The 21357-nt window shown below is 40.9% G+C and carries 20 protein-coding genes; 13 read left to right on the top strand and 7 right to left on the bottom strand.

Annotated elements, in window-relative coordinates; all coding sequences use genetic code 11:
• Positions 1–360: 360 nt before the first annotated feature.
• From FTT88_RS06885 to FTT88_RS06875, 3 genes are all read right to left on the bottom strand, one after another.
• Positions 361–642, bottom strand: coding sequence for an addiction module antidote protein (locus FTT88_RS06885; protein ID WP_180136112.1), 282 nt, complete (start codon positions 640–642; stop codon positions 361–363).
• On the bottom strand, positions 643–945 hold the full coding sequence (locus tag FTT88_RS06880) for a type II toxin-antitoxin system RelE/ParE family toxin (RefSeq protein ID WP_000286964.1): 303 nt from the start codon (positions 943–945) through the stop codon (positions 643–645). It abuts the gene before it with no gap.
• A 108-nt stretch (positions 946–1053) separates the two neighbouring features.
• Positions 1054–1380, bottom strand: coding sequence for a hypothetical protein (locus tag FTT88_RS06875; RefSeq protein WP_180022336.1), 327 nt, complete (start codon positions 1378–1380; stop codon positions 1054–1056).
• Between the two features lie 1071 nt (positions 1381–2451).
• On the opposite strand from FTT88_RS06875, the gene FTT88_RS06870 reads away from it, so the two are divergent.
• A complete protein-coding gene (locus FTT88_RS06870) occupies positions 2452–2712 on the top strand; it encodes a helix-turn-helix domain-containing protein (protein WP_180024772.1) in 261 nt (86 codons plus the stop codon).
• A 534-nt stretch (positions 2713–3246) separates the two neighbouring features.
• Here FTT88_RS06870 and FTT88_RS06865 read toward each other — a convergent pair.
• Positions 3247–4947, bottom strand: coding sequence for an NAD-dependent malic enzyme (locus tag FTT88_RS06865; protein ID WP_180170404.1), 1701 nt, complete (start codon positions 4945–4947; stop codon positions 3247–3249).
• A 400-nt stretch (positions 4948–5347) separates the two neighbouring features.
• Between FTT88_RS06865 and FTT88_RS06860 the strand changes: the two genes are divergently transcribed.
• Both FTT88_RS06860 and FTT88_RS06855 read left to right on the top strand, forming a co-directional pair.
• Positions 5348–6559 carry an iron-containing alcohol dehydrogenase gene (locus tag FTT88_RS06860; protein WP_180173817.1) on the top strand — a complete coding sequence of 404 codons (1212 nt, stop codon included), beginning with the start codon at positions 5348–5350 and terminating at the stop codon, positions 6557–6559.
• A gap of 245 nt (positions 6560–6804) precedes the next feature.
• Entirely contained in the window at positions 6805–7767 is a 963-nt protein-coding gene (locus FTT88_RS06855) for an alpha/beta hydrolase (protein ID WP_180010824.1), read from the top strand.
• Between the two features lie 21 nt (positions 7768–7788).
• Here the strand turns inward: FTT88_RS06855 and FTT88_RS06850 are convergent, their stop codons facing one another.
• Entirely contained in the window at positions 7789–8970 is a 1182-nt protein-coding gene (locus tag FTT88_RS06850; RefSeq protein ID WP_078191528.1) for a transcriptional regulator, read from the bottom strand.
• A 221-nt stretch (positions 8971–9191) separates the two neighbouring features.
• On the opposite strand from FTT88_RS06850, the gene FTT88_RS06845 reads away from it, so the two are divergent.
• Positions 9192–10703 (top strand): aldehyde dehydrogenase family protein, encoded by a 1512-nt coding sequence (locus FTT88_RS06845; protein WP_078194071.1) that lies wholly within the window; start codon positions 9192–9194, stop codon positions 10701–10703.
• A gap of 242 nt (positions 10704–10945) precedes the next feature.
• On the top strand, positions 10946–11437 hold the full coding sequence (locus FTT88_RS06840; RefSeq protein ID WP_180024783.1) for a hypothetical protein: 492 nt from the start codon (positions 10946–10948) through the stop codon (positions 11435–11437).
• A 191-nt stretch (positions 11438–11628) separates the two neighbouring features.
• On the opposite strand, the gene FTT88_RS06835 is transcribed toward FTT88_RS06840, so the two are convergent.
• The gene (locus tag FTT88_RS06835; RefSeq protein WP_180055693.1) at positions 11629–12234 is read right to left on the bottom strand and encodes a 2-hydroxychromene-2-carboxylate isomerase; all 606 of its coding nucleotides are present in this window, start codon (positions 12232–12234) and stop codon (positions 11629–11631) included.
• A 314-nt stretch (positions 12235–12548) separates the two neighbouring features.
• Positions 12549–13298: an SDR family oxidoreductase gene (locus tag FTT88_RS06830; protein ID WP_180173816.1), complete on the bottom strand. Its 750-nt coding sequence runs from the start codon at positions 13296–13298 to the stop codon at positions 12549–12551.
• 131 nt (positions 13299–13429) lie between these two features.
• Between FTT88_RS06830 and FTT88_RS06825 the strand changes: the two genes are divergently transcribed.
• The 8 genes from FTT88_RS06825 to glmS all read left to right on the top strand — a co-directional run bounded on the left by FTT88_RS06825 (position 13430) and on the right by glmS (position 21047).
• A complete protein-coding gene (locus FTT88_RS06825) occupies positions 13430–14002 on the top strand; it encodes a TetR/AcrR family transcriptional regulator (RefSeq protein ID WP_180173815.1) in 573 nt (190 codons plus the stop codon).
• A 313-nt stretch (positions 14003–14315) separates the two neighbouring features.
• Positions 14316–15437, top strand: coding sequence for a bifunctional 3,4-dihydroxy-2-butanone-4-phosphate synthase/GTP cyclohydrolase II (gene ribBA, locus FTT88_RS06820; protein ID WP_078191533.1), 1122 nt, complete (start codon positions 14316–14318; stop codon positions 15435–15437).
• Between the two features lie 11 nt (positions 15438–15448).
• Positions 15449–15919: a 6,7-dimethyl-8-ribityllumazine synthase gene (gene ribE / locus FTT88_RS06815; RefSeq protein ID WP_067765591.1), complete on the top strand. Its 471-nt coding sequence runs from the start codon at positions 15449–15451 to the stop codon at positions 15917–15919.
• Between the two features lie 4 nt (positions 15920–15923).
• Positions 15924–16373, top strand: coding sequence for a transcription antitermination factor NusB (gene nusB / locus FTT88_RS06810; RefSeq protein ID WP_067765594.1), 450 nt, complete (start codon positions 15924–15926; stop codon positions 16371–16373).
• A gap of 20 nt (positions 16374–16393) precedes the next feature.
• Positions 16394–17311, top strand: a complete 918-nt coding sequence (gene thiL / locus FTT88_RS06805; protein WP_180173814.1) for a thiamine-phosphate kinase — start codon at positions 16394–16396, stop codon at positions 17309–17311.
• 22 nt (positions 17312–17333) lie between these two features.
• The gene (locus FTT88_RS06800) at positions 17334–17810 is read left to right on the top strand and encodes a phosphatidylglycerophosphatase A (protein WP_078194116.1); all 477 of its coding nucleotides are present in this window, start codon (positions 17334–17336) and stop codon (positions 17808–17810) included.
• Positions 17811–17831: 21 nt separating this feature from the next.
• Positions 17832–19196, top strand: coding sequence for a bifunctional UDP-N-acetylglucosamine diphosphorylase/glucosamine-1-phosphate N-acetyltransferase GlmU (gene glmU / locus FTT88_RS06795; protein ID WP_180173813.1), 1365 nt, complete (start codon positions 17832–17834; stop codon positions 19194–19196).
• Between the two features lie 12 nt (positions 19197–19208).
• Positions 19209–21047, top strand: coding sequence for a glutamine--fructose-6-phosphate transaminase (isomerizing) (glmS, locus tag FTT88_RS06790; RefSeq protein ID WP_180134896.1), 1839 nt, complete (start codon positions 19209–19211; stop codon positions 21045–21047).
• Positions 21048–21357 lie beyond the last annotated feature (310 nt).

Raw genomic sequence — 21357 nt, 5'->3', positions numbered from 1 at the left:
ATGGCAAATAAAACTCGTTATTTGGGTGCTATTTTTGTGGGCAAAATAAAAAGTTAAAAAATCAGTAGAAACCCGGCTTGGAAACAAGTCGGTTTTTTGGGTTTTCGCCACCGATTTTTTATAACATAACCTTTTGAAATATAACACTATTTATTTTGATGCGAAGTATGATTTTAATTTCCTGTTGGAAAGCCATGAGACATCCATTGTATGCCCCATAAAATAATTAGAATTAAAATTACGAAAAAGATAATTTCTAATTTTTTCATTTTTAAAGTTCTACTAAAATTAACATAATACACCTTATACGAAATTAAAATAAAAAATGGAGCCTAAAGCTCCATTTTTTAATAACTTTTTTTAAATTGCTAAGCGTAAATTCAGTGCTTTTACAACTTTAATCACAGTATCAAAACTAGGGTTAACATCACCAGAAAGTGCTTTATAAAGACTTTCTCGGCCTAAGCCTGTATCTCGTGATAATTGAGCCATTCCTTTAGCTTTTGCAATGTTACCTAAAGCCTTTGCAATGAATGCGGCATCGCCATTAGATTCTTCAATACATGCTTGTAAGTAAGCCTGCATATCATTCTCTGTTTTAAGATGCTCAGCACTGTCCCATTTGCGAAGTTTAATAGCCATTTATAGCTCCTCCTCTAAATCTTGTGCCAATTGCAGGGCAAGTTTTATATCTTTACTTTGCGTAGACTTATCTCCGCCTGCTAAAAGAATAACAACCCTTTGCCCTTGCTTGCAGTAATAAATCCTATAGCCTGGCCCAAAGAAGAAACGTAATTCAGAAACACCTTCACCGACCGGCTCAGTATCTCCAAAGTTTCCATCTTCAACCCGATCAATTCGGACTTGTATGCGTCTTTTTGCCTGCTGGTCTTTTAACTTGGTGAACCAGTCATCAAAGACTTCAGTGGTATATATTGAGTACATAAGTAGAATGTATCCTATAGGATACATTTATGCAAGAAATAAACTTGATATTTGGGGCTCGAAACGGTGAATTTCGTATAACAGCCATTATGTTAAATGGAGAGAAAATTAGTCTAAAATTCTTATATATTCTTTTTGTACCCCAGTTAAGATACTCACAAGTTGTTTCTTTAAATTATCAGCATCTTCTTTATAATCAGTATTCCAATCATTCCATTCAGTTGGTCTGTTAGCTAAATCCCAATCGCATAAAGCTAACCCATTTATTACTTCCATATCGAAAATTAAAGTACCTAATTGCTCCTGCATTTCTATAGGGAAATTATCTTTAAAACCATCGTAAATATTTTCAACATTTTTCGTAAATTCAGCATAGTGGTAATGAGTTTCTGTGGGTCTCGAATAGTTCTGTACAAATTCTAAAAGTTCATTCATTTTATTTTCCCTTACCATCAATTTTCCCATGCGATACTGTAACCACATCGCCTCGTTTATTAGTTACCACTGTGACTGATGGTTTTGCTGCAACTCGTGGTGTGCCACTATTTTCTCCACCTGCTCTACCCATGAAAAAATTTATCAATGGTGTATTAATAGAAACAGCATTCCAAAATCAATTTAATGATCATAGGAATAACGTAAATTGAAGAAAAAAATTGGAATTTTTATCATCCTTATAGGCCTAATTATGGTAATAGCTGCTAATTTTGAAAAGAAGGCAGAGTAAAACTTCTATAAAAATTTTTATTAAAAAATTTAATAATTTATATTACATTTCTTCAAGTAATATAACACCCAGTATTGAAGCTATTTCAGAAAATTCCTTTAAAGACATAGATGCTTTCAAGAGTAATAAGCATGACATTAAGATGTTAGGCTATCTAGATAAGCCTTAATTATTATGTTTACCTTAAGTCTAATTTATGAATTTTTTTATAAATGCTTAATATTAATTTCCTGTTGGAAAGCCATGAAACATCCATTGTATTCCCAATAAGATTACTAAAATGAGGATCACCCAAACAATAATCTTTAACATATACATTTTGTAAGTTTTCCTAAAATTAACATAATACACGTTATACGAAATTCTTGAAATTTTCCTATAAGAATCAATATCTTAGTCAAAGCCGTTCCAGGGTTCAGCGCACTGGAACGGCTTTTTTGTGATTTTTCACGTTCCACGCCTGTTCTTTAATCAAAGTTCCACATCTTTGTGTAGTTTCATTTAACCCTAAAGCAGAAAAAAATGTCCAGATAAAACAAGAATAGATGTCCAAGTAATTATTGATTTTGCATCAAGAGACAGGTTAGCCTAATTCTAAAAAGTATTGAAAATACTATACACATATGAGCTCCATTCAAATAATTTAAGGCAAAATCGAACCTTATTAATTCAATAATATTCAAAAATCACTATAAAAAAGTTTGCTATATAGCGAATATTTGCCATAATTTATAAAAAGTTCGCTATATAGCAAACAAATTTCTAAGGTTAAAATTGATATGGCTACAAGAGAAGAAATAGGTAAAGAAATACGTTTGGCAAGAAAAGCTCTGGGCTATACACAGAAAAATCTTTCAGAAAAAACGAACATCAATAAAACAACAATTTCAGAGATAGAAAATGGCCACTTTACAGGCTCATTTAGCATATTTGAATGTGTACTTAATGCAGTAGGCCTGCAATTTGAAGTGGATAAAAAGAAGTATAAATTTCCGCAGTGGGATGAAATTGAAACAATGTTTGCGGAAGATGATGAATAAAAGTTTAGCGGCTTAGATTATCAGTCGAAGTGCAACAAAGATGAATTTTTAGATAAGAAAGTAGAAAGGCTATATTTATACGTCTTACGCCAAAAGGCAAAATAGAAATCGTAATTCCAGATCGTATAGCCTCAACACCAAATTATACCAATCAGTAAAACCCCCTTAGATTCAGTATGTATGTGTCGGTTATTATTGTTGATTATCACAATAATTTTAGTGACCAAAAACCAAAGTACCTCACCCTACTTTAAGTTACACTACATAAAATAAAGACTTTATATAATTGTTATATATAGGATTTATTAAAATACAATTTATGTAATTCGAGGTATTTTATGTCGGTGACTATTGCCAAGGTTGGGGTCGGGAGTTCGAGTCTCCTTTCCCGCTCCAAATTCAAAAAGCCCTCATCGAAAGATGGGGGCTTTTTTATCTATCGCTTACACCAATCAAAATCAATCTATATTTATTCAGTATGTGGAACATGGTTTGAGTCAGGTTCCACAAATATGAATAAAAATTAAAATTGCGTTAATAGGTCACACGGACATAATCACGATATTCAGGTTTCCAGAAATTCGCTTCAATCGCATGTTCTAGTACTTCAACGCTGACATTTGGCGCAACACCATCAGCAATCGCAGCCAACGCGACTTTCAATGCAATTTTCTTCGAAATATCCTGTAAATAATCCAAACTTGGCAATAAATCCGCATTTGGATCTGCCAATTTTGGTGAACAGTCTGCCAACGCCGTACTAGATGCCATCAGCATATTTTCCGTCACACGTTTCGCCCCAGATGCAATCACACCGAGACCAATCCCCGGGAAAATATAGGAATTATTACACTGTGAAATCTGATGAATCTTGCCATGATAATTCACTGGTGCAAATGGACTGCCAGTCGCAATCAGGGCCTTACCTTTGGTCCACTCGATAATATCTGCAGGCACCGCTTCGACACGCGATGTCGGATTAGACAATGGCAACACAATAGGCTGTTCACAATTCGCAGCCATCGTTTCAATGACCTCTTGGCTAAACAGTCCCGGTTGTCCCGAAACCCCAATCAATACAGTCGGTTTGGCATGTGTGACCACATCCAACAGTGAAATCATAGATTCGGCATCAGCCCAATGTGCAACATTGTCTGTAGATTGGGCAAGTTTGCGTTGGAAATCTAAAAGATTCGGCTGATTTTCAGTAATTAAACCAAAGCGATCGACCATAAACACCCGCGCACGCGCTTGAGCATCGGTTAAACCTTCCGCCACCATTTGCTTGATGATCTGCTCTGCAATCCCGCAACCTGCTGAACCTGCACCTAAGAATGTGACGATTTGATCTTTGAGCTGCTTGCCTGCTGCACGTGATGCCGCAATTAAACTTCCGACAGACACCGCTGCTGTTCCTTGAATATCATCATTAAAGCAGCAAATTTTATCGCGATATTTTTCCAATAAAGGCATCGCATTTTTTTGTGCAAAGTCTTCAAATTGAATCAGCGCTTTAGGCCAACGTTGTTGTATGGCTTTAATCACGTCATCGACAAATTGATAATATTCTTCACCGCTGATACGAGGCTGACTCCAACCCATATAAATCGGGTCATTCAACAGCTGTTGGTTATTGGTTCCGACATCTAAAGTAATCGGCAATGTATAAGCTGGACTGATGCCACCACACGCGGTGTACAGCGACAACTTACCAATCGGAATCCCCATCCCCCCAATCCCTTGGTCACCAAGACCAAGAATACGTTCACCGTCCGTAATAACGATCACTTTCACGTTCTTTTTATTCACGTTATGAATAATTTGGTCGATATGATCACGATCAGGATATGAAATAAAAATCCCACGATGACGACGGTAAATATCTGAAAAGCGCTGACAAGCTTCACCCACTGTTGGTGTATAGATGATCGGCATCATCTCACTAAGGTGGTTTTCAATTAAGTGATAGAACAATGTTTCATTGGTGTCTTGAATATTGCGCAGGTAAATATGCTTATTGATATCACTATTAAATGCACAATATTGCTGATAAGAACGCTGACTTTGCTCTTCAATGCTTTCTGTGACGTGTGGAATTAAACCGTGCAAATTAAAGCTCTTACGTTCATCTTCATTAAACGCAGAGCCTTTATTTAAAAGTGGGAGTTCTAAAAGTGTATTTCCGGCATAAGGAATATATAAAGGACGTTTCGTTTTCAAATTTTCACTAGGCATTATTTAACTCGTTTAATTAATCTTTTGTTTCGCACTGCAAAAAGCGAAATGTACAAAAGTGACTATCTCGTTATTTGTTATAGCCTATCCTGATTCGAGCGCTTTGGGGCATTTAGTAAATTGATAGTAGTTTTAGTTAGATTTTATAATCTGATAACTCGATCATGTATTTAGTCATTGCAACGCCTATTTTGGCTTAAACGTATACGACTTTTAGCGAATCTCAGAAAATAGCAAAAATAATTAATGATTAAATTTCAATCAATTAAATAAGTTCAATACAAAGCCCTAAATTTGGTAGGTCTTTGGTAGGTGTGAATTTAAAACATCCCTCGCAATACTCAGTTTAGGTGAGTATCACCCATAACAAATGACAATGAATGGTAGAAGGAATCGCACCATGGCTTTTAAAAATATTGCAGATCAAACAAACGGTTTTTACATCCCTTGTGTTTCACTTTTTGGCCCCGGCTGTGCTAAAGAAATTGGTGCAAAGGCGCAAAATCTTGGCGCAAAGAAAGCGCTTATCGTGACCGATGCCGGTCTATACAAATTTGGTGTGGCAGACACCATTGCCGCATATTTAACTGAAGCTGGCGTAGAAAGTCATATATTCCCAGGCGCAGAACCCAACCCAACTGACACCAACGTACATAGCGGTGTAGATGCCTACAATGACAATGGCTGTGATTTTATTGTCTCTCTCGGCGGCGGCTCTTCTCATGACTGTGCCAAAGGCATTGGCTTAGTGACTGCGGGTGGTGGCCATATTCGTGACTATGAAGGCATCGATAAAAGCACAGTCCCAATGACTCCGCTGATTGCGATTAATACCACTGCTGGTACAGCATCTGAAATGACCCGTTTCTGTATCATTACCAATACTGAAACCCATGTAAAAATGGCCATTGTCGATTGGCGTTGTACCCCTCTTATCGCCATTGATGACCCGAAGCTGATGATTGCGAAACCTGCGGCATTAACTGCTGCAACTGGTATGGATGCATTAACACATGCGGTCGAAGCTTATGTTTCTACAGCAGCCAATCCTATTACCGATGCTTGTGCTGAAAAAGCCATTTCAATGATCAGTGAATGGCTCAGCCCTGCCGTCGCCAATGGCGAAAACCTAGAAGCACGTGATGCGATGAGCTATGCACAGTACTTAGCAGGGATGGCATTTAACAATGCATCTTTAGGTTATGTCCACGCGATGGCGCACCAACTCGGCGGCTTCTACAACTTGCCACATGGCGTATGTAATGCCGTGCTGTTACCACACGTTTGCGAATTTAACCTGATTGCCTGCCCTGACCGCTATGCACGTATCGCGCAGCTCATGGGTGTGCCAACCGACGGTTTAACGGTGACTGAAGCAGCTTATGCAGCGATCGCAGCAATCCGTGAACTGTCTGCTTCGATTGGCATTCCATCGAGCCTTTCTGAACTCGGTGTGAAAGAACAAGACCTCAGCATCATGTCTGAAAATGCACAAAAAGATGCCTGTATGCTCACCAACCCACGTAAAGCGACTCATGCTCAAGTGGTTGATATTTTCAAGGCAGCGCTTAAAGCCAATACCTCTGTGGTCGACTTCAAAGCGGCCGTTTAAGTTAAGCCCTTAAAGGTCTTCATGTTTAAGTGACCTAAGTGCCTACATTACCCTTTGAGTTTAGTGATGTAGGTCAACTGAATCCATTTCACCTTTTATTTCAGGAAAGCGACCATAGATTGGTTGCTTTCATACTGAGGTCACTCTTTTTTAGTCCGTAAAAAAGCATCGATTATTCATTTGACAAAAGCTCATGGCTCATCAAGGATAAAGTATAATGTCCAATAATATTGATGAGTATAATAATGAGCCATTCACATATTCAGTATCAGCCTGACATTTTGGGCGCAGGCTATGAACAAGCCACGCTGACCTTCCCGGATGATTATGAAGGCCCAGTGGTTGCCACACTGGTTCGCAAAAAAGCCACAGCTCCCACCTCCAAAGCGGTGCTCTATATCCATGGATTTATCGATTATTTTTTCCAAACTGAAATGGCCGAACGCTTTAATCAGCACGGTTTCGACTTTTATGCCTTAGATTTAAGAAAATATGGTCGCTCAATCCGCCCGCATCAAAAATACTATAATGTGCATGCACTGTCTGAATACGATGCCGAAATAGATCAAGCCCTAACGATCATTGCAGATGAAGGTCATGATGCCTTACTGCTTTGTGGTCATTCAACCGGTGGATTAACCACCACTTTGTATGCGGCACATCATCAAAATCATCCTTTAATTCAAGCCCTTTGGGTTAACAGCCCATTTTATGATTTCAACATGAATCCAGTGAAACGCGCACTGGGTATTCCACAGCTGAGTAAATTGGCAAAAACCTTTCCCAATTTAAAATTTCCGAGTGAACTGAATAAATGGTACACCGCCAGCTTACACCATGAACTCAAGGGTGAATGGGACTTCAATTTAGACTGGAAAAAGACCCGCTATCCAATGGTGTATTTAAGTTTCGTGCGGACAATTTATGAGGCTCAAAAAGAGATTCATCGAGGTATCAGCCTAGATGTACCGGTCTTGGTCATGCACTCGCATCAAACTAAAAATCCCAAAAAATGGGGTAAAGCAGCGCAGACCAGTGATGTGATTTTAGGTGTAAAAGACATCCAAAAATATGCCAAGAAAATTCAGGGCGATGTCACCATTCAAAGCATACACAATGGCTTGCATGATTTAGTGCTTTCGGAAAAAACCGCGCGTGAACAAGTCTATACCCAGCTCTTTGAATGGCTGGCCAATAAAGGCCTTTAATAGCCTGTATGATGTTGCGACTTACTGTTTTAATTTCAACAAGGTCTGATGTACGGGATGCGATCTCGGCATCAGCTCAATCAGGCGTTCAACCGCATCGATAGCTTCAGGGAAACGCGCGACATGTTTGAGTAGAACATCCGTTTCCTTGGCATTAAAAATCGCTTGGCTCAATCGTGACTCAAGACAATCACGCCATGCCCCTAAAAAAGGACTTTCGGTTTTGGCCAAGAAAACCCCTGAACATAGTTTCAACGCCGAATCGAGATAACCAGCATCTAAGGCTTGCTCGGCTTGCAAAAAATCGGCTTCGACTTGTGCCAATAGACGGTAAGGACGTGAGCCTAACATGCCGCCCAAAATATCGCGTAGCTGAGACATTTCTGCTTTTAAAGTCCCGACGCTCACCTTACGTTCACCATATAAGGCTTGATGCAAAGTATCTAAGGTCATGCCTTGCGGACATAGCGCCAAGATGGTCAAAATTTCAATTTGCCGTGGGGTCAGCACCATCACTTTGCCATTAAATAACACTTGCGGCACAGCAAAGGCCCGAATGTACAAATGCTGTTTTTGAAAATCGAGTAAAGCCGATTGAATAATCGAAGCGCAGCGTTCAGCCGCAAGTAGCCCTAAACTATTGTGGTTTTTCCACACGGTGGATAAATCAACCACGCCCAAAATTTGCTGCGTATGTGGATCGATAATCGGTGCTGCATAGCAGACCCATTCATGTACTGATGGCATGTAATGTTCATTTGAAAACACACAACTCGACTGTTGGGTTTTTAAAGACAACGCTAATGCATTGGTGCCGACCAATTCTTCGCGCCATTGCCCACCTGCAATAAAATGCACACTTTCCGCAGCACTTTGCATTTGCCGACTCGACGCACTCCAAATAATCGTGCTACCTACATCGCCCACGGCAAGTACCATCGACGACTGTTCGGCAATGTGTTTTAAATCTTCGGCACAATGTTGCAAGGCATGATGCAATGCCGACTGTTGTTGACTTTGAGGGCTTAAATTTACCAAAGGCGCAGCACTCCGATTTTCCGGAATTTCTGCCTGCGCCGATCGCTGCCAAGAACTCGCAATGCTCTCATTCAATTGCGAGGTTTGCTGCTTTGACAGACTCATGCCCTGTCTTAACCGTTCGACATTCTGTCGTTTTTCAGATAAATCCTTCTGTATCATCATTCATTATTCTCACAACAATTCATGACTAAAAATCCGTTTCCCGGCTTTTGTTTTTAAGACTGAAAAAAAATATTGTAAACCTTCTTGTCTCCAACCTTTTTCCAACCTTATACAGGCTATGCTAATCAAATAATGTACAAAAGTACCTTATACCAAAGCTGTAGATTGCCACAGATGGGCAGCCCAACAAGATCATAATAAACAAGCAAAGGAAAATTCATATGCGTTATGTCGATCCTAATCAACCCGGTTCAAAAGTTCAGTTTAAAGCTCAGTATGAAAACCTGATTGGTGGCCAATGGGTCGCGCCAGTGAAAGGTGAATACTTTGAAAATATCTCCCCTGTAGACGGTAAAGTTTTTACCAAAGTGCCACGTTCTTCTGCTGAAGATATTGAATTGGCTTTGGATGCAGCGCATAAAGCCAAAGCCCAATGGAACGCCTCTTCCCCAACCACACGCTCAAATATTTTATTAAAAATTGCCGATCGACTTGAAGAAAACCTAGAGCTCCTTGCGGTCGCAGAAACCTGGGACAACGGTAAACCGATTCGTGAAACCTTAGCCGCTGATATTCCACTTTGTATCGATCACTTCCGTTATTTTGCCGGCTGTATCCGTGCCCAAGAAGGCGGCATTTCTGAAATTGATGAAAATACCATTGCTTACCATTTCCATGAACCACTTGGTGTGGTCGGTCAAATTATTCCGTGGAATTTCCCAATCTTGATGGCGGCTTGGAAACTTGCTCCAGCATTGGCTGCGGGAAACTGCATCGTGTTGAAACCTGCGGAGCAAACGCCTGTCAGCATCTTGGTCTTGGCTGAACTCATTCAAGACCTACTCCCACCGGGCGTGCTGAATATTGTGAATGGTTATGGTGTTGAAGTCGGTCGTCCATTGGCGACCAATCCACGTATCTCAAAAATCGCCTTCACAGGTTCAACCGCTGTCGGTCAAATGATCATGCAATATGCGACTGAAAATATCATTCCTGTGACTTTAGAACTTGGTGGAAAATCACCAAATATCTTCTTTGAAGACATCATGGACAAAGACGATGAGTTCTTAGATAAAACACTCGAAGGTTTTGCCATGTTTGCGCTCAACCAAGGTGAAATTTGTACATGTCCTTCACGTGCATTGGTACAAGAAAGCATTGCAGATCGATTCTTGGAAATGGCTGTCGAACGTGTCAAACGTATTAAGACGGGTCATCCACTCGATACCGATACCATGATTGGTGCACAGGCATCGCAAGAGCAGCAAGACAAAATTTTAGGCTGTATCGCGACAGGTAAAAATGAAGGTGCACAGCTGATTACTGGTGGTGACCCACGAAATGAAGTCGGTACAGGTTTCTATATTGAGCCAACGATTTTTAAAGGCACCAATGACATGAAGATTTTCCAAGAAGAAATCTTCGGCCCTGTGCTTTCAGTAGCAACCTTTAAAGACTTTGATGATGCCATTAAAATTGCCAATGACACGATTTATGGTCTAGGTGCAGGGGTTTGGTCGCGTTCAGCGCATACTTCATATCGTGCGGGTCGTGCTATTCAGGCGGGCCGTGTATGGACCAACTGTTATCATATCTACCCTGCACACGCAGCATTCGGTGGCTACAAAAAATCAGGGATCGGCCGGGAAAACCACAAAATGATGCTTGATCATTATCAACAAACCAAAAACTTGTTGGTGAGCTATGACACCAAACCAATGGGCTTCTTCTAAGCAGCGTTGAACAATACATGAGATAAAAAGCGAACTTCGGTTCGCTTTTTTGTTAGAAGCCTCTTCAATGAATTCATTAAAATTTCTTTTAAAAAGCTGCAAATTTTCTTATGCTTGCTAAACAAATAACTTTATTAATTAAAAATATTTAAATAGCTATGAAATATTGTGTCTCCTGTGGAGAAAAAGCATTAGTACAACATCACTTTTGTAGTGCCTGTGGTCATTCATTTGGTGATCAAGTGTCAGACAAACCTAAGCAAGCACGTTATCCCGCATTTGTGCCCAACCAAGATGATATTTCGACCTATGAACATCATCTCAAATACTTAAACAAATTAAGCTCTTTCCAAAGCAAAGTATTCTATCTTTTCTTCTTTGGTGCTTTCGCGGTCATGTTTTTTACTTTCACAAGTGTATTTTCAGGTTGGGCGTCTGTTTCCAAAGCATTTGAATCTATATGGCTATTTCCTTTTTGTATCATCAGTTGTATTGCCATAAAATTTACAAGTTTGGACTATTGGCTTGCTAAACAAATTTATGGTCGAAATTATCGTTATAAAGACAATGGATTAAGACTCGTTTACCAAGAGCTACCAAGCGCTAAAAATCATAAAGATGAATTTATCTGTATCTTTTGCGGCAATAAACGATTCTTTCGTAAAGGTATTTATGCAAGCGATTCATGCACCGTAAATTGCACCAAATGTCAGCATTATTTATATACGGAATAAAGCTTAAGTTTTTTAAGTTAGTACCCCAAAAATAAGACTCAATACAAATGAAAGCTGAGTAAAAGTAGATGTAAGTAAGACAATCAGCCATGATCCATTCTATAATTTTACTTACATCTACAATAACTTCTGCATTCCCGTCCTAAAACTGGTGCTCATATTCAGTAGCATTCACTCAAGTATTCGTCCAATTAGGCTGATCGTGATGAAGCCTGTAAAGCCGCCTCAACAAAATGTAAATGATCAACACCCCAATATAACTCATCATCGACAAACCAACTTGGCGCCCCAAACACACCTCGTGCAATGGCTTCTTCGGTAATAACTTTAAGCTCAGACTTTACTTTTTCATCTTCAAGCCATGATTTAACTTGCTCTACATCCAATCCAAGCTCTTGCATCAATTGAATTAATTTATTGAGATCATTTAAATTGCGTGGCTGACCAAACATCGCGTTAAAAATACCCGTCAGTACATTGAGAAATACTTCAGGCTGAAATAATTGGACTGCGGTAATCAAACGCATCAACTGCAAAGTATTGATTGGAAAATACGGATTCATTTGCACGGGAATCTGCCATAGATCTGACCAGCGCTTAAGATCCCGCATGGAATAGCGTGCCTTGGCAGGCACAGCCATCGGACTACTGTTGCCAGTAGCTTTAAACACTCCACCAAGAAGCATCGGCTTCCAGATCAGCTCGGCTTGATACTGCTGTGCAATCTGTTGAATGCGATGAAAACCGATATAACTATATGGGCTGCCGACATCAAAATAAAATTCAATGACTTTCATGTTTTTCGTCCTTTTTTTGCTTATTTTCCTAACTGATGTTACGCACGTAAAAGTAACATCGTATTTTTTAAATGATTTTTAAGCCGATTTGACGGAGTCTTACATCCAGGGTTTAAATAAAGGGATTAGCCTTCGGCTGGAGGTACTTTTGTTTCGGCAAAAGTACCCAAAACCATTGTCATCCGCAAAACTCGTTCACTAGCGTCTAATTATTCAAAGTATCGCAAAAACATTTTTGAATAGATGTAGTCCTGTCTCAAACACTTGCGGATGACCTTACCGCGTATCGTTCTTTCATTTGAATCAAATTACGCTTACCAGCGTTCCATCCACGGTCGCAGATCTAATTCATGCGTCCATGCATCTCGTGGTTGCTGTGAGAGATGCCAATAATTTTCTGCAATATGTACGGGATTTAAAATACCATCTTGCGCTTTTTTTGCGTACAAATCGGGAAAAGTCTCTTTAATAAAGTCGGTATCAATCGCCCCATCAACCACCACATGCGCCACATGAATATTTCTTGGCCCTAGTTCACGTGCCATGCTTTGTGCCAAGGCACGAAGCGCATGTTTTGCGCCAGCAAAAGCGGCAAAGCCAGCCGCACCACGAACCCCTGCCGTCGCACCCGTAAAAATAATCGTGCCAGATTCACGGCTCACCATGCGTTTTGCCACTTCCCGACCCGTTAAAAATGCCGAGAAACATGCCATTTCCCAAATTTTGAAATATTTACGTGCGGTTTCTTCCAAAATACTACATGGCACATTGGCACCGATATTAAAAACCATGACCTCAATCGGGCCAATGTTTGATTCAATGTGCTCGATGAGTTCAATCACTTGCTCTTCTTTTCGAGCATCCGAACCAAAGCCAAAAGCAGTCCCTCCCTGCGCTTGAATTTCAGCAATTAAGGGCTGTAATTTGTCGACATTACGCCGCGTCATACATGCGGTATAACCACCACGAGCAAAGCGTTTGGCAATTTCACCGCCGGTGGCATCTCCTGCACCAATGATCAATGCCACACCTTTGACAGGCTTAGATATATGATTATTTTCCATGACGATCTCCTCGTGCTGGATAGTTTTTATATTCCATGTGCGATCAATTTTATTGAATAACGATCGTTACTATAACGAATACTATGTTATGATCAATTTATCGTCAATCATAATTTTTTAGGGTCATGCACATGCGCTATAAACCCGAATACAAACAACAAAAACGACAAGAATTGCTCAACATTACGGGGCAAATTGCGAAAAAAAATGGCTTTGCTGCAACAGGTGTTGACGGCTTAATGAAAGCTGCAGGTGTAACTAGTGGCGCATTCTATTCACATTTTTCGTCAAAACAGGATTTACTCAGAGCATTGGTTGAATATGAATTGCAGCAAAGCTTTAACATGTGGCAAAGCAACCCGCATCATAATGCAGCCGACTGGATTAATTTTGAATTAGACCGTTACTTAACCCCTTCCCACCTTGAACATCCTGAACAAGGCTGTGTTTTGCCGACACTTGCGACCGAAGTAGCTCGCGCAGATGACACGATTAAACAGGCCTATGAAAAGGAATTACTGCGCGGTCATGCTTTATTTAGCGCACATTTGGCGAGTGAAGAAAAAGCTTGGGCCATAATGTCCCAACTGGTCGGTGCGGTTTTAATTGCACGGGCAATGCATGATCCCGAATTACAAAAAAGCATTTTGCAGGCCAATAAAATGATCATTCAAGATTATTTAGCTGCTCACTCAGCTGCATAAGTGACAATTATTTTATGTGATCCTTCATGTAGTTATGCGATTAAACGCTTCCGACAAACTGTCAGCTTCCTTTGGCTTAATTATTCAATATCCGTATAAGGTTGCCAATTTTTATGCTTTTCAATCGCTTAAAGATTGGGCATAAATGGCACAATTCAAATAAAGTCCTCTTTTCAAGGTTCTGACGACTGTGTATAACAATGAGCCATTAAAGGAAAATGATAAGCATAGGCAAAGAACGCAAAAAAACGTTAGACTATGCAACAATCAATGCAAGTAAATGTCATTCGAGACAAAAAAAAGGTGAAGATTGATGCCGCTCAATACTGTTGAAGAGCTCGTAGCTGATATTCGTGCAGGAAAAATGGTCATCCTGATGGATGATGAAGATCGTGAAAATGAAGGCGACCTTGTTATCGCTGCGACCCACGTACGCCCTGAAGATATCAACTTCATGATTACGCATGCGCGTGGTCTTGTGTGCTTAACGCTCAGCAAAGAGCGTTGCCAACAGTTAAATTTACCACTCATGGTTGATGCCAATGGTGCGCAGCACGGTACAAACTTCACATTGTCGATTGAAGCAGCAAATGGCATTTCAACAGGCATCTCACCTGCTGAACGTGCGCACACCATTCAAACAGCGGTAGCTGCACATGCTAAACCAGCTGACATCGTACAGCCAGGCCATATTTTCCCGCTGATGGCACAGCCTGGTGGCGTCCTTCACCGTGCCGGTCATACTGAAGCCGGTTGTGATTTATCGCGTTTAGCAGGTCTTGAGCCAGCTTCGGTGATTTGTGAAATCATCAATGAAGACGGCACCATGGCACGTCGCCCTGATCTTGAAGTCTTTGCTGAAAAGCATGGCTTAAAAATGGGGACCATTGCAGATCTGATTCACTACCGCATGACCAATGAGCAAACCGTTGAGCGCATTGATCAACAAACTTTAGATACTGAATATGGTACGTTTGAATTGTTCCGTTACCGTGAAATTGGTAATCCAGACATTCATTTAGCCCTTGTGAAAGGCGAACCGAAACAAGGCGTAACCACAGTCCGTGTACATGGTTTCAGCCCAGTTCGTGACTTATTAAAACTCAATAAACAAGATGGCGCTCCGGCGTGGAATCTCGATAAAGCACTGAAAGAAATCGCATCAAGCGATCGTGGTGTTTTAGTATGGATTGGTCAGCGTCATTTACAGGACTTAGGCCCTGCTTTAGAAAATTTAACTGCACCGAAAAATGTTAAATCCAATGCGGCACTGTCTCAGCAGTATCAAACCATTGGTGTCGGGGCACAAATTTTACGTGATTTAGGCGTGGAAAAAATGAAGCTTCTCAGCTCGCCACTACGCTTTAATGCACTATCAGGTTTTAACTTAGAAGTGGTGGAATACATCACCGCAAATCAAACATCAGAGAAATAATCGAGGTTGCTATGGCAGTTCGCCGTATTGAAGGTATGTTACATCTCGCGAACGAAGACCGTTATGCGATTTTAGTTGGTCGTTTTAATAGCTTTGTTGTTGAACATTTGCTAGAAGGTGCCGTTGATACATTGAAACGTCATGGCGTATCAGAGGATAATATCACTGTTGTTCATGCACCGGGTGCTTGGGAACTTCCTGTGGTTGCGAAGAAACTTGCAGCTTCAGATCGTTTCGATGCCATCATCGCGCTTGGCGCAGTGATTCGTGGTAGCACGCCTCACTTCGATTTTGTTGCTGGCGAATGTGCCAAAGGTTTAGGCGTTGTTGGTCTAGACACTGGCTTACCAGTAATTAATGGTGTATTGACTACGGATAGTATTGAACAAGCGATTGAACGCTCAGGTACAAAAGCAGGCAATAAAGGTAGTGAAGCTGCCTTGACTGCTATTGAAATGGTTAACTTGTTAAAGGCTATTTAACGCTATGTCGCAAACACTTCAAGCAACTTATGCAGCAAAACGTAAAGCACGTCGCTTTGCTGTACAAGGAATTTATGAATGGCAAATGAGCCGCAATCCTGTGCATGAGATTGAAGCACGTACGCGTGTGGAAAATGCCATGCACAAGGTAGATCTCGGCTATTACCACGAGTTATTGACCGAGGTTGTTGCCAATCATGAAGCATTGGATGCGCTTTTAATCCCTGTACTCGATCGCGAAGTTGAAGCCTTAGATGGCGTTGAACTTGCAACCCTTCGTTTAGGCGCGTATGAACTCAAAGAACACCTTGAGATTCCTTACCGTGTCGTACTCGATGAAGCGATCGAGTTAGCTAAACATTTTGGCGGTGCAGACAGCCATAAGTACATCAATGGTGTATTGGATCGTTTAGCGACTACATTGCGTGCAGCAGAAAAGCAACAAGCTAATTAATTTATTAAGTAGTACGTTGTATGGCTGAGTTCTCGATCATTGATACCTATTTTAATCGTCACAGCAGTAGTGCTGTCGATTTAGGGGTCGGTGATGACTCAGCCTTGCTCACCCCTCCTCCACAGCAACAATTGGTCATCTGTGCTGATACACTGGTTGCTGGACGTCACTTCCCTCTCGACACAAAACCACATGCCATCGGCTGGAAATCTGTTGCTGTCAACCTCTCTGACATTGCTGCAATGGGCGCCAAACCACACAGTATTTTATTGGCATTGAGCCTACCCCAAATTGATCATGATTGGCTCAAAGGCTTTAGTCAGGGTTTATATAATTGTTGCGATCAATTTGGTGTGAGTTTAATTGGTGGTGATACCACACAAAGTCCTCATCTGACGATTTCAGTCACAGCCCTCGGCTGGGTTGAATCGGGACAAGCCGTCCCGCGTTCAGGTGCCCAAATCGGTGATTATATCTGCGTCAGCGGACAAGTCGGTGATGCTGCATTTGGCTTAAACCATTTAGGTCATCGCTTACAGCACCGTTTAGATTATCCCACACCCCGTTGCTTATTAGGCCAACAGCTCAAAGGCTTAGCCAACAGTATGATTGATGTCTCTGATGGGCTCGCACAAGATTTAGGACATATCCTCGCTGCTTCACACGTCGGTGCAGAAATTGAATTAGATCAACTTCCTATCGATCACGATGTAAAACAATTACAACAAGAAAAGCAGTGGCAATACGCCCTCGCGGGTGGAGATGACTACGAGTTATGCTTTACAATAAGTCCGCAGAATTATAAAAAACTTCTGCAACTAGAATTAGATGTAAACATTAGTAAAATCGGTCAAATCACGCCTAATTTGGGAATCCGTTATAACAACCACGGTGTTGACCAAGTCATAAAATTTAAGGGATACCAGCATTTTGCATAAGCCAGCCATTAACTTTAAATCCATGTCTTGGTTTAACCGAGTCATCGCCTTTTGTGGCGTGGGATTTGGTTCGGGTCTTGCACCCAAAGCACCGGGCACCTTTGGCTCTGCTTTTGCTTTGTTGTTTATTCCAGGTTGGCTTGCAATCGGCTTTTTCAACTCCATTATAGTCATGATCATCATGTCGATTATTGGTATCTATATTTGTGGTCAAACCGCCAAAGTCATGGGTGTTCATGACGATGGTCGCATCGTATGGGATGAATTTGCCGGTCAGTCCATTACCTTCCTCCCGATTTTATATCTTGGGCAAATGAGCTGGACTTGGGCATTGATTGGTTTTGCTTTATTCCGTTTATTTGATGTCTGGAAACCGTGGCCTATTCGTGTCATTGACCGTCAAGTCGGTGGTGGCTTTGGCATCATGTTCGACGACATTATTGCGGGCCTTTGGGCCGCGCTTTGCATCTGTATTTATTTTTATATTTTGTCTATGTAATAGAAACACCTAGGATTAAACATGTCTACTAGCGTTATTATTCTTGCTGCAGGTAAAGGGACACGTATGCGTTCTCGTTTACCCAAAGTATTACAACCACTCGCAGGACAACCTCTACTCGGCCATGTCATCAACACTGCGAAAAAACTAAATGCAGAAGAAATAATTACCATCTATGGGCATGGCGGTGAATTGGTTCAAAACGCGTTTGCACATGAAAATGTCAAATGGGTTGAACAAGCAGAACAATTGGGTACAGGCCATGCAGTCAAAGTGACTCTGCCTGTCCTAGCAAAAACTGGGATTTCTTTGATTCTCTCAGGTGATGTGCCTTGTATCACTGAAGCAACATTACAAAAACTATTAGATGCATCTACTCAAACAGGTATTGGCTTAGTAACTTTAACGGTTAATGATGCGACAGGTTATGGTCGTATTGTACGTGAAAATGGCAAAATTCAAGCCATTGTTGAACACAAAGATGCCTCTGAAGAACAACGTAAAATCAAAGAATTTAATACCGGTATTTATGCCGTAAGTAATGCTAAATTGCACGAATGGTTACCAAAATTAAGCAATAATAATGCGCAAGGTGAATATTACCTGACCGATATCGTTGCCATGGCAATTGCTGACGGTCTCGAAGTGGCATCTGTTGAACCAGAACGTGCTTTTGAAGTGGAAGGTGTCAATGACCGCGTACAATTGGCTGCCCTTGAACGTGAATTTCAAGCATTCCAAGCTAAACAACTGATGCAACAAGGCGTTCACCTGATTGATCCTGCACGTTTCGACTTACGTGGTACATTGACTGTTGGTCAAGATGTCCGTATCGATATCAACGTGATTATTGAAGGTGATGTTGAACTCGGTGATAACGTAGAAATTGGTGCAGGTTGTATCATTAAAAACACCAAGATTGCGGCAGGTACTAAAGTTCAACCATATAGCGTTTTTGACAGTGCCATTGTTGGTGAAGACGCTCAAATCGGTCCATTTGCACGTTTACGCCCTGGCGCAAAATTAGCTGCAGAAGTACATATTGGTAACTTTGTTGAAGTTAAAAATACCACTGTCGGCTTAGGCTCTAAAGCCAACCACTTTACCTATTTAGGTGATGCGGAAGTCGGTGCAGGTTCAAACATTGGCGCAGGCACCATTACCTGCAACTATGATGGCGCAAACAAATTTAAAACCATTATCGGTGACTCAGCTTTCATCGGCTCAAATAGCTCATTAGTCGCTCCTGTCACCATTGGTCATGGTGCAACAGTGGGTGCTGGCTCAACCATTACACGTGACGTGGCAGACAATAGCCTTGCGGTAGAACGTTCGAAGCAATTTGCCAAAGAAAACTATCAACGTCCCCAAAAATTGAAGAAATAAGAGGATTAAACTATGTGCGGTATTGTCGGTGGCGTTGCAGAACGTAGTATTACCAATATTTTAATTGAAGGCTTAAAGCGTCTTGAATATCGTGGCTATGACTCTGCGGGTTTAGCGCTGATTAATAAAGGCCATGTTCTACGTGAACGTCGCGTAGGTAAAGTTGCAAATCTTGAACAAGCCGTTGAAGAAGCAGATATCGCAGGTTCGGTCGGTATTGCACATACGCGCTGGGCAACCCATGGTAAACCGACTGAAAATAATGCCCATCCGCATATTTCAGGCAATGTTGCTGTAGTTCATAACGGCATTATTGAAAACTATCAAGAGCTTAAAGATGATCTTGAAGCACTTGGTTATGTCTTTACATCACAAACAGATACAGAAGTTGTCGCGCATTTAGTCAATGATGCTTTAAAAAGCACTCCGAGTCTTTTAGAAGCGGTTAAAAGTGTCGTGCCTCAACTCAAAGGTGCTTATGCACTGGGTATCGTACATACCGACTATCCTGATGAATTAATCACGGTGCGTGAAGGTTCACCTCTTGTGATTGGTGTCGGTATTGGCGAGAACTTTATTAGCTCGGATCAATTGGCACTTTTACCGATTACCAACCGTTTTATCTACCTTGAAGAAGGTGATATTGCACGTTTGACACGCAATACCATTGAAGTATTCGTCGATGGTAAATTGGTGAATCGACCAGTCAAAGAGCTTGATGCGACTGTAAGCAATGCTTCAAAAGGTGAATATAAACACTATATGCTCAAAGAAATTTATGAGCAGCCTGAAGCGATTAAGCAAACGATCTCTCAGGCATTAAATGGCAATGCACTACGTGATGATTTCCTTGCCAATGCAGCTCAAGATTTCAGCCAAATTCAACAAGTGCAAATCATCGCTTGTGGTACTAGCTACCATGCCGGCATGATTGCCAAATATTGGTTTGAACAACTGATTGACGTGCCTTGCCAAGTCGAAATTGCCAGTGAATTCCGTTATCGCTCGCCTGTGATTGTGAATAACACACTGTATGTTTGTATTTCTCAATCAGGTGAAACAGCCGATACTTTAGCTGCACTGCGTGATACGCAAAAGCGTGCAGCAGCGAAAAGCTTGAATATCACCACCATGACCATTTGTAACGTGGCAACCTCGTCGATGGTACGTGAAACCAACTACAGTTTGTTGACTCTCGCAGGCCCTGAAATTGGTGTTGCTTCGACCAAAGCATTTACCACACAGCTTGCGGCATTAATGCTATTGGTATTGAAAATTGGTCAAATTAAGCAAAGCATTTCAACTGACCGTGTTTCTGAAATTATTGCAGCGCTTTGGCATACACCAAAAGTGATTTTAGATACTTTACAAAATAATGCTGAGATTCTACGTCTATCAGAATTATTTGTTGAAAAAAATCACTGTCTATTCTTGGGTCGTGGAACTGAGTTCCCTATCGCCCTTGAAGGTGCTTTGAAACTTAAAGAGATTTCATATATCCATGCAGAAGGTTATGCGGCTGGTGAGTTAAAACATGGTCCATTGGCACTGGTTGACAATGATATGCCTGTGGTGATTCTTGCTCCACAAGATGACATGTTGGATAAACTCAAATCGAATATGGAAGAAGTGCAAGCGCGTGGTGGTGAATTGTTTGTTTTTGCAGATGAAAACAGCGGCATCAAAGCGAAAGATCGTCAACACGTGGTTTATGTGCCAAGTGTGAATGAAATCTTGTCACCAATCGTATACAGCGTACCCGTGCAATTACTCTCTTATCATGTTGCCGTGCTGCGTGGAACAGATGTCGATCAGCCACGTAACTTGGCAAAATCAGTGACGGTGGAATAATAATTTTTGATCAAGGGCTGGAATTGTTGTGTTCGTATAATTAAGTTTGTACCAAATAATTAAGTTTAGATTTAATTATTTAAGTTTGGATATTAATGAAGTAAACGAATAACCCCCCACCCTGTAGAACCAGTGATTCTTCACCAAGTCTACAGGGTTTTTAATATAATTAAATTCAAATTAGAGTCAAACCAGAAATATAAAATTATTACTAATATATTCAATTAGATAGATATATAAAAATCTCACCCTAGATTCAAAAAGCATTCCTTTTTGACCTCACCTTGAAAAAATTTCATTTTTATTTAAA

Source organism: Acinetobacter sp. YH01024 (genome assembly GCF_013420195.1).
GTDB classification, from domain to species: Bacteria; Pseudomonadota; Gammaproteobacteria; order Pseudomonadales; family Moraxellaceae; genus Acinetobacter; species Acinetobacter amyesii.
The sequence above is the reverse complement of the archived record's forward strand: the minus strand, read 5'-3'. Positions and strand labels throughout refer to the sequence as shown.

Coding starts and splice junctions, on each gene's coding strand:
- ribE (WP_067765591.1), top strand. CDS start 15,449: ATGGCAGTTCGCCGTATTGAAGGTATGTTACATCTCGCGAACGAAGAC.
- FTT88_RS06825 (WP_180173815.1), top strand. CDS start 13,430: ATGCGCTATAAACCCGAATACAAACAACAAAAACGACAAGAATTGCTC.
- FTT88_RS06800 (WP_078194116.1), top strand. CDS start 17,334: ATGTCTTGGTTTAACCGAGTCATCGCCTTTTGTGGCGTGGGATTTGGT.
- FTT88_RS06830 (WP_180173816.1), bottom strand. CDS start 13,298: ATGGAAAATAATCATATATCTAAGCCTGTCAAAGGTGTGGCATTGATC.
- glmU (WP_180173813.1), top strand. CDS start 17,832: ATGTCTACTAGCGTTATTATTCTTGCTGCAGGTAAAGGGACACGTATG.
- ribBA (WP_078191533.1), top strand. CDS start 14,316: ATGCCGCTCAATACTGTTGAAGAGCTCGTAGCTGATATTCGTGCAGGA.
- FTT88_RS06850 (WP_078191528.1), bottom strand. CDS start 8,970: ATGATGATACAGAAGGATTTATCTGAAAAACGACAGAATGTCGAACGG.
- FTT88_RS06875 (WP_180022336.1), bottom strand. CDS start 1,380: ATGAATGAACTTTTAGAATTTGTACAGAACTATTCGAGACCCACAGAA.
- FTT88_RS06835 (WP_180055693.1), bottom strand. CDS start 12,234: ATGAAAGTCATTGAATTTTATTTTGATGTCGGCAGCCCATATAGTTAT.
- FTT88_RS06845 (WP_078194071.1), top strand. CDS start 9,192: ATGCGTTATGTCGATCCTAATCAACCCGGTTCAAAAGTTCAGTTTAAA.
- FTT88_RS06860 (WP_180173817.1), top strand. CDS start 5,348: ATGGCTTTTAAAAATATTGCAGATCAAACAAACGGTTTTTACATCCCT.
- FTT88_RS06865 (WP_180170404.1), bottom strand. CDS start 4,947: ATGCCTAGTGAAAATTTGAAAACGAAACGTCCTTTATATATTCCTTAT.
- glmS (WP_180134896.1), top strand. CDS start 19,209: ATGTGCGGTATTGTCGGTGGCGTTGCAGAACGTAGTATTACCAATATT.
- FTT88_RS06855 (WP_180010824.1), top strand. CDS start 6,805: ATGAGCCATTCACATATTCAGTATCAGCCTGACATTTTGGGCGCAGGC.
- FTT88_RS06885 (WP_180136112.1), bottom strand. CDS start 642: ATGGCTATTAAACTTCGCAAATGGGACAGTGCTGAGCATCTTAAAACA.
- FTT88_RS06880 (WP_000286964.1), bottom strand. CDS start 945: ATGTACTCAATATATACCACTGAAGTCTTTGATGACTGGTTCACCAAG.
- FTT88_RS06870 (WP_180024772.1), top strand. CDS start 2,452: ATGGCTACAAGAGAAGAAATAGGTAAAGAAATACGTTTGGCAAGAAAA.
- nusB (WP_067765594.1), top strand. CDS start 15,924: ATGTCGCAAACACTTCAAGCAACTTATGCAGCAAAACGTAAAGCACGT.
- thiL (WP_180173814.1), top strand. CDS start 16,394: ATGGCTGAGTTCTCGATCATTGATACCTATTTTAATCGTCACAGCAGT.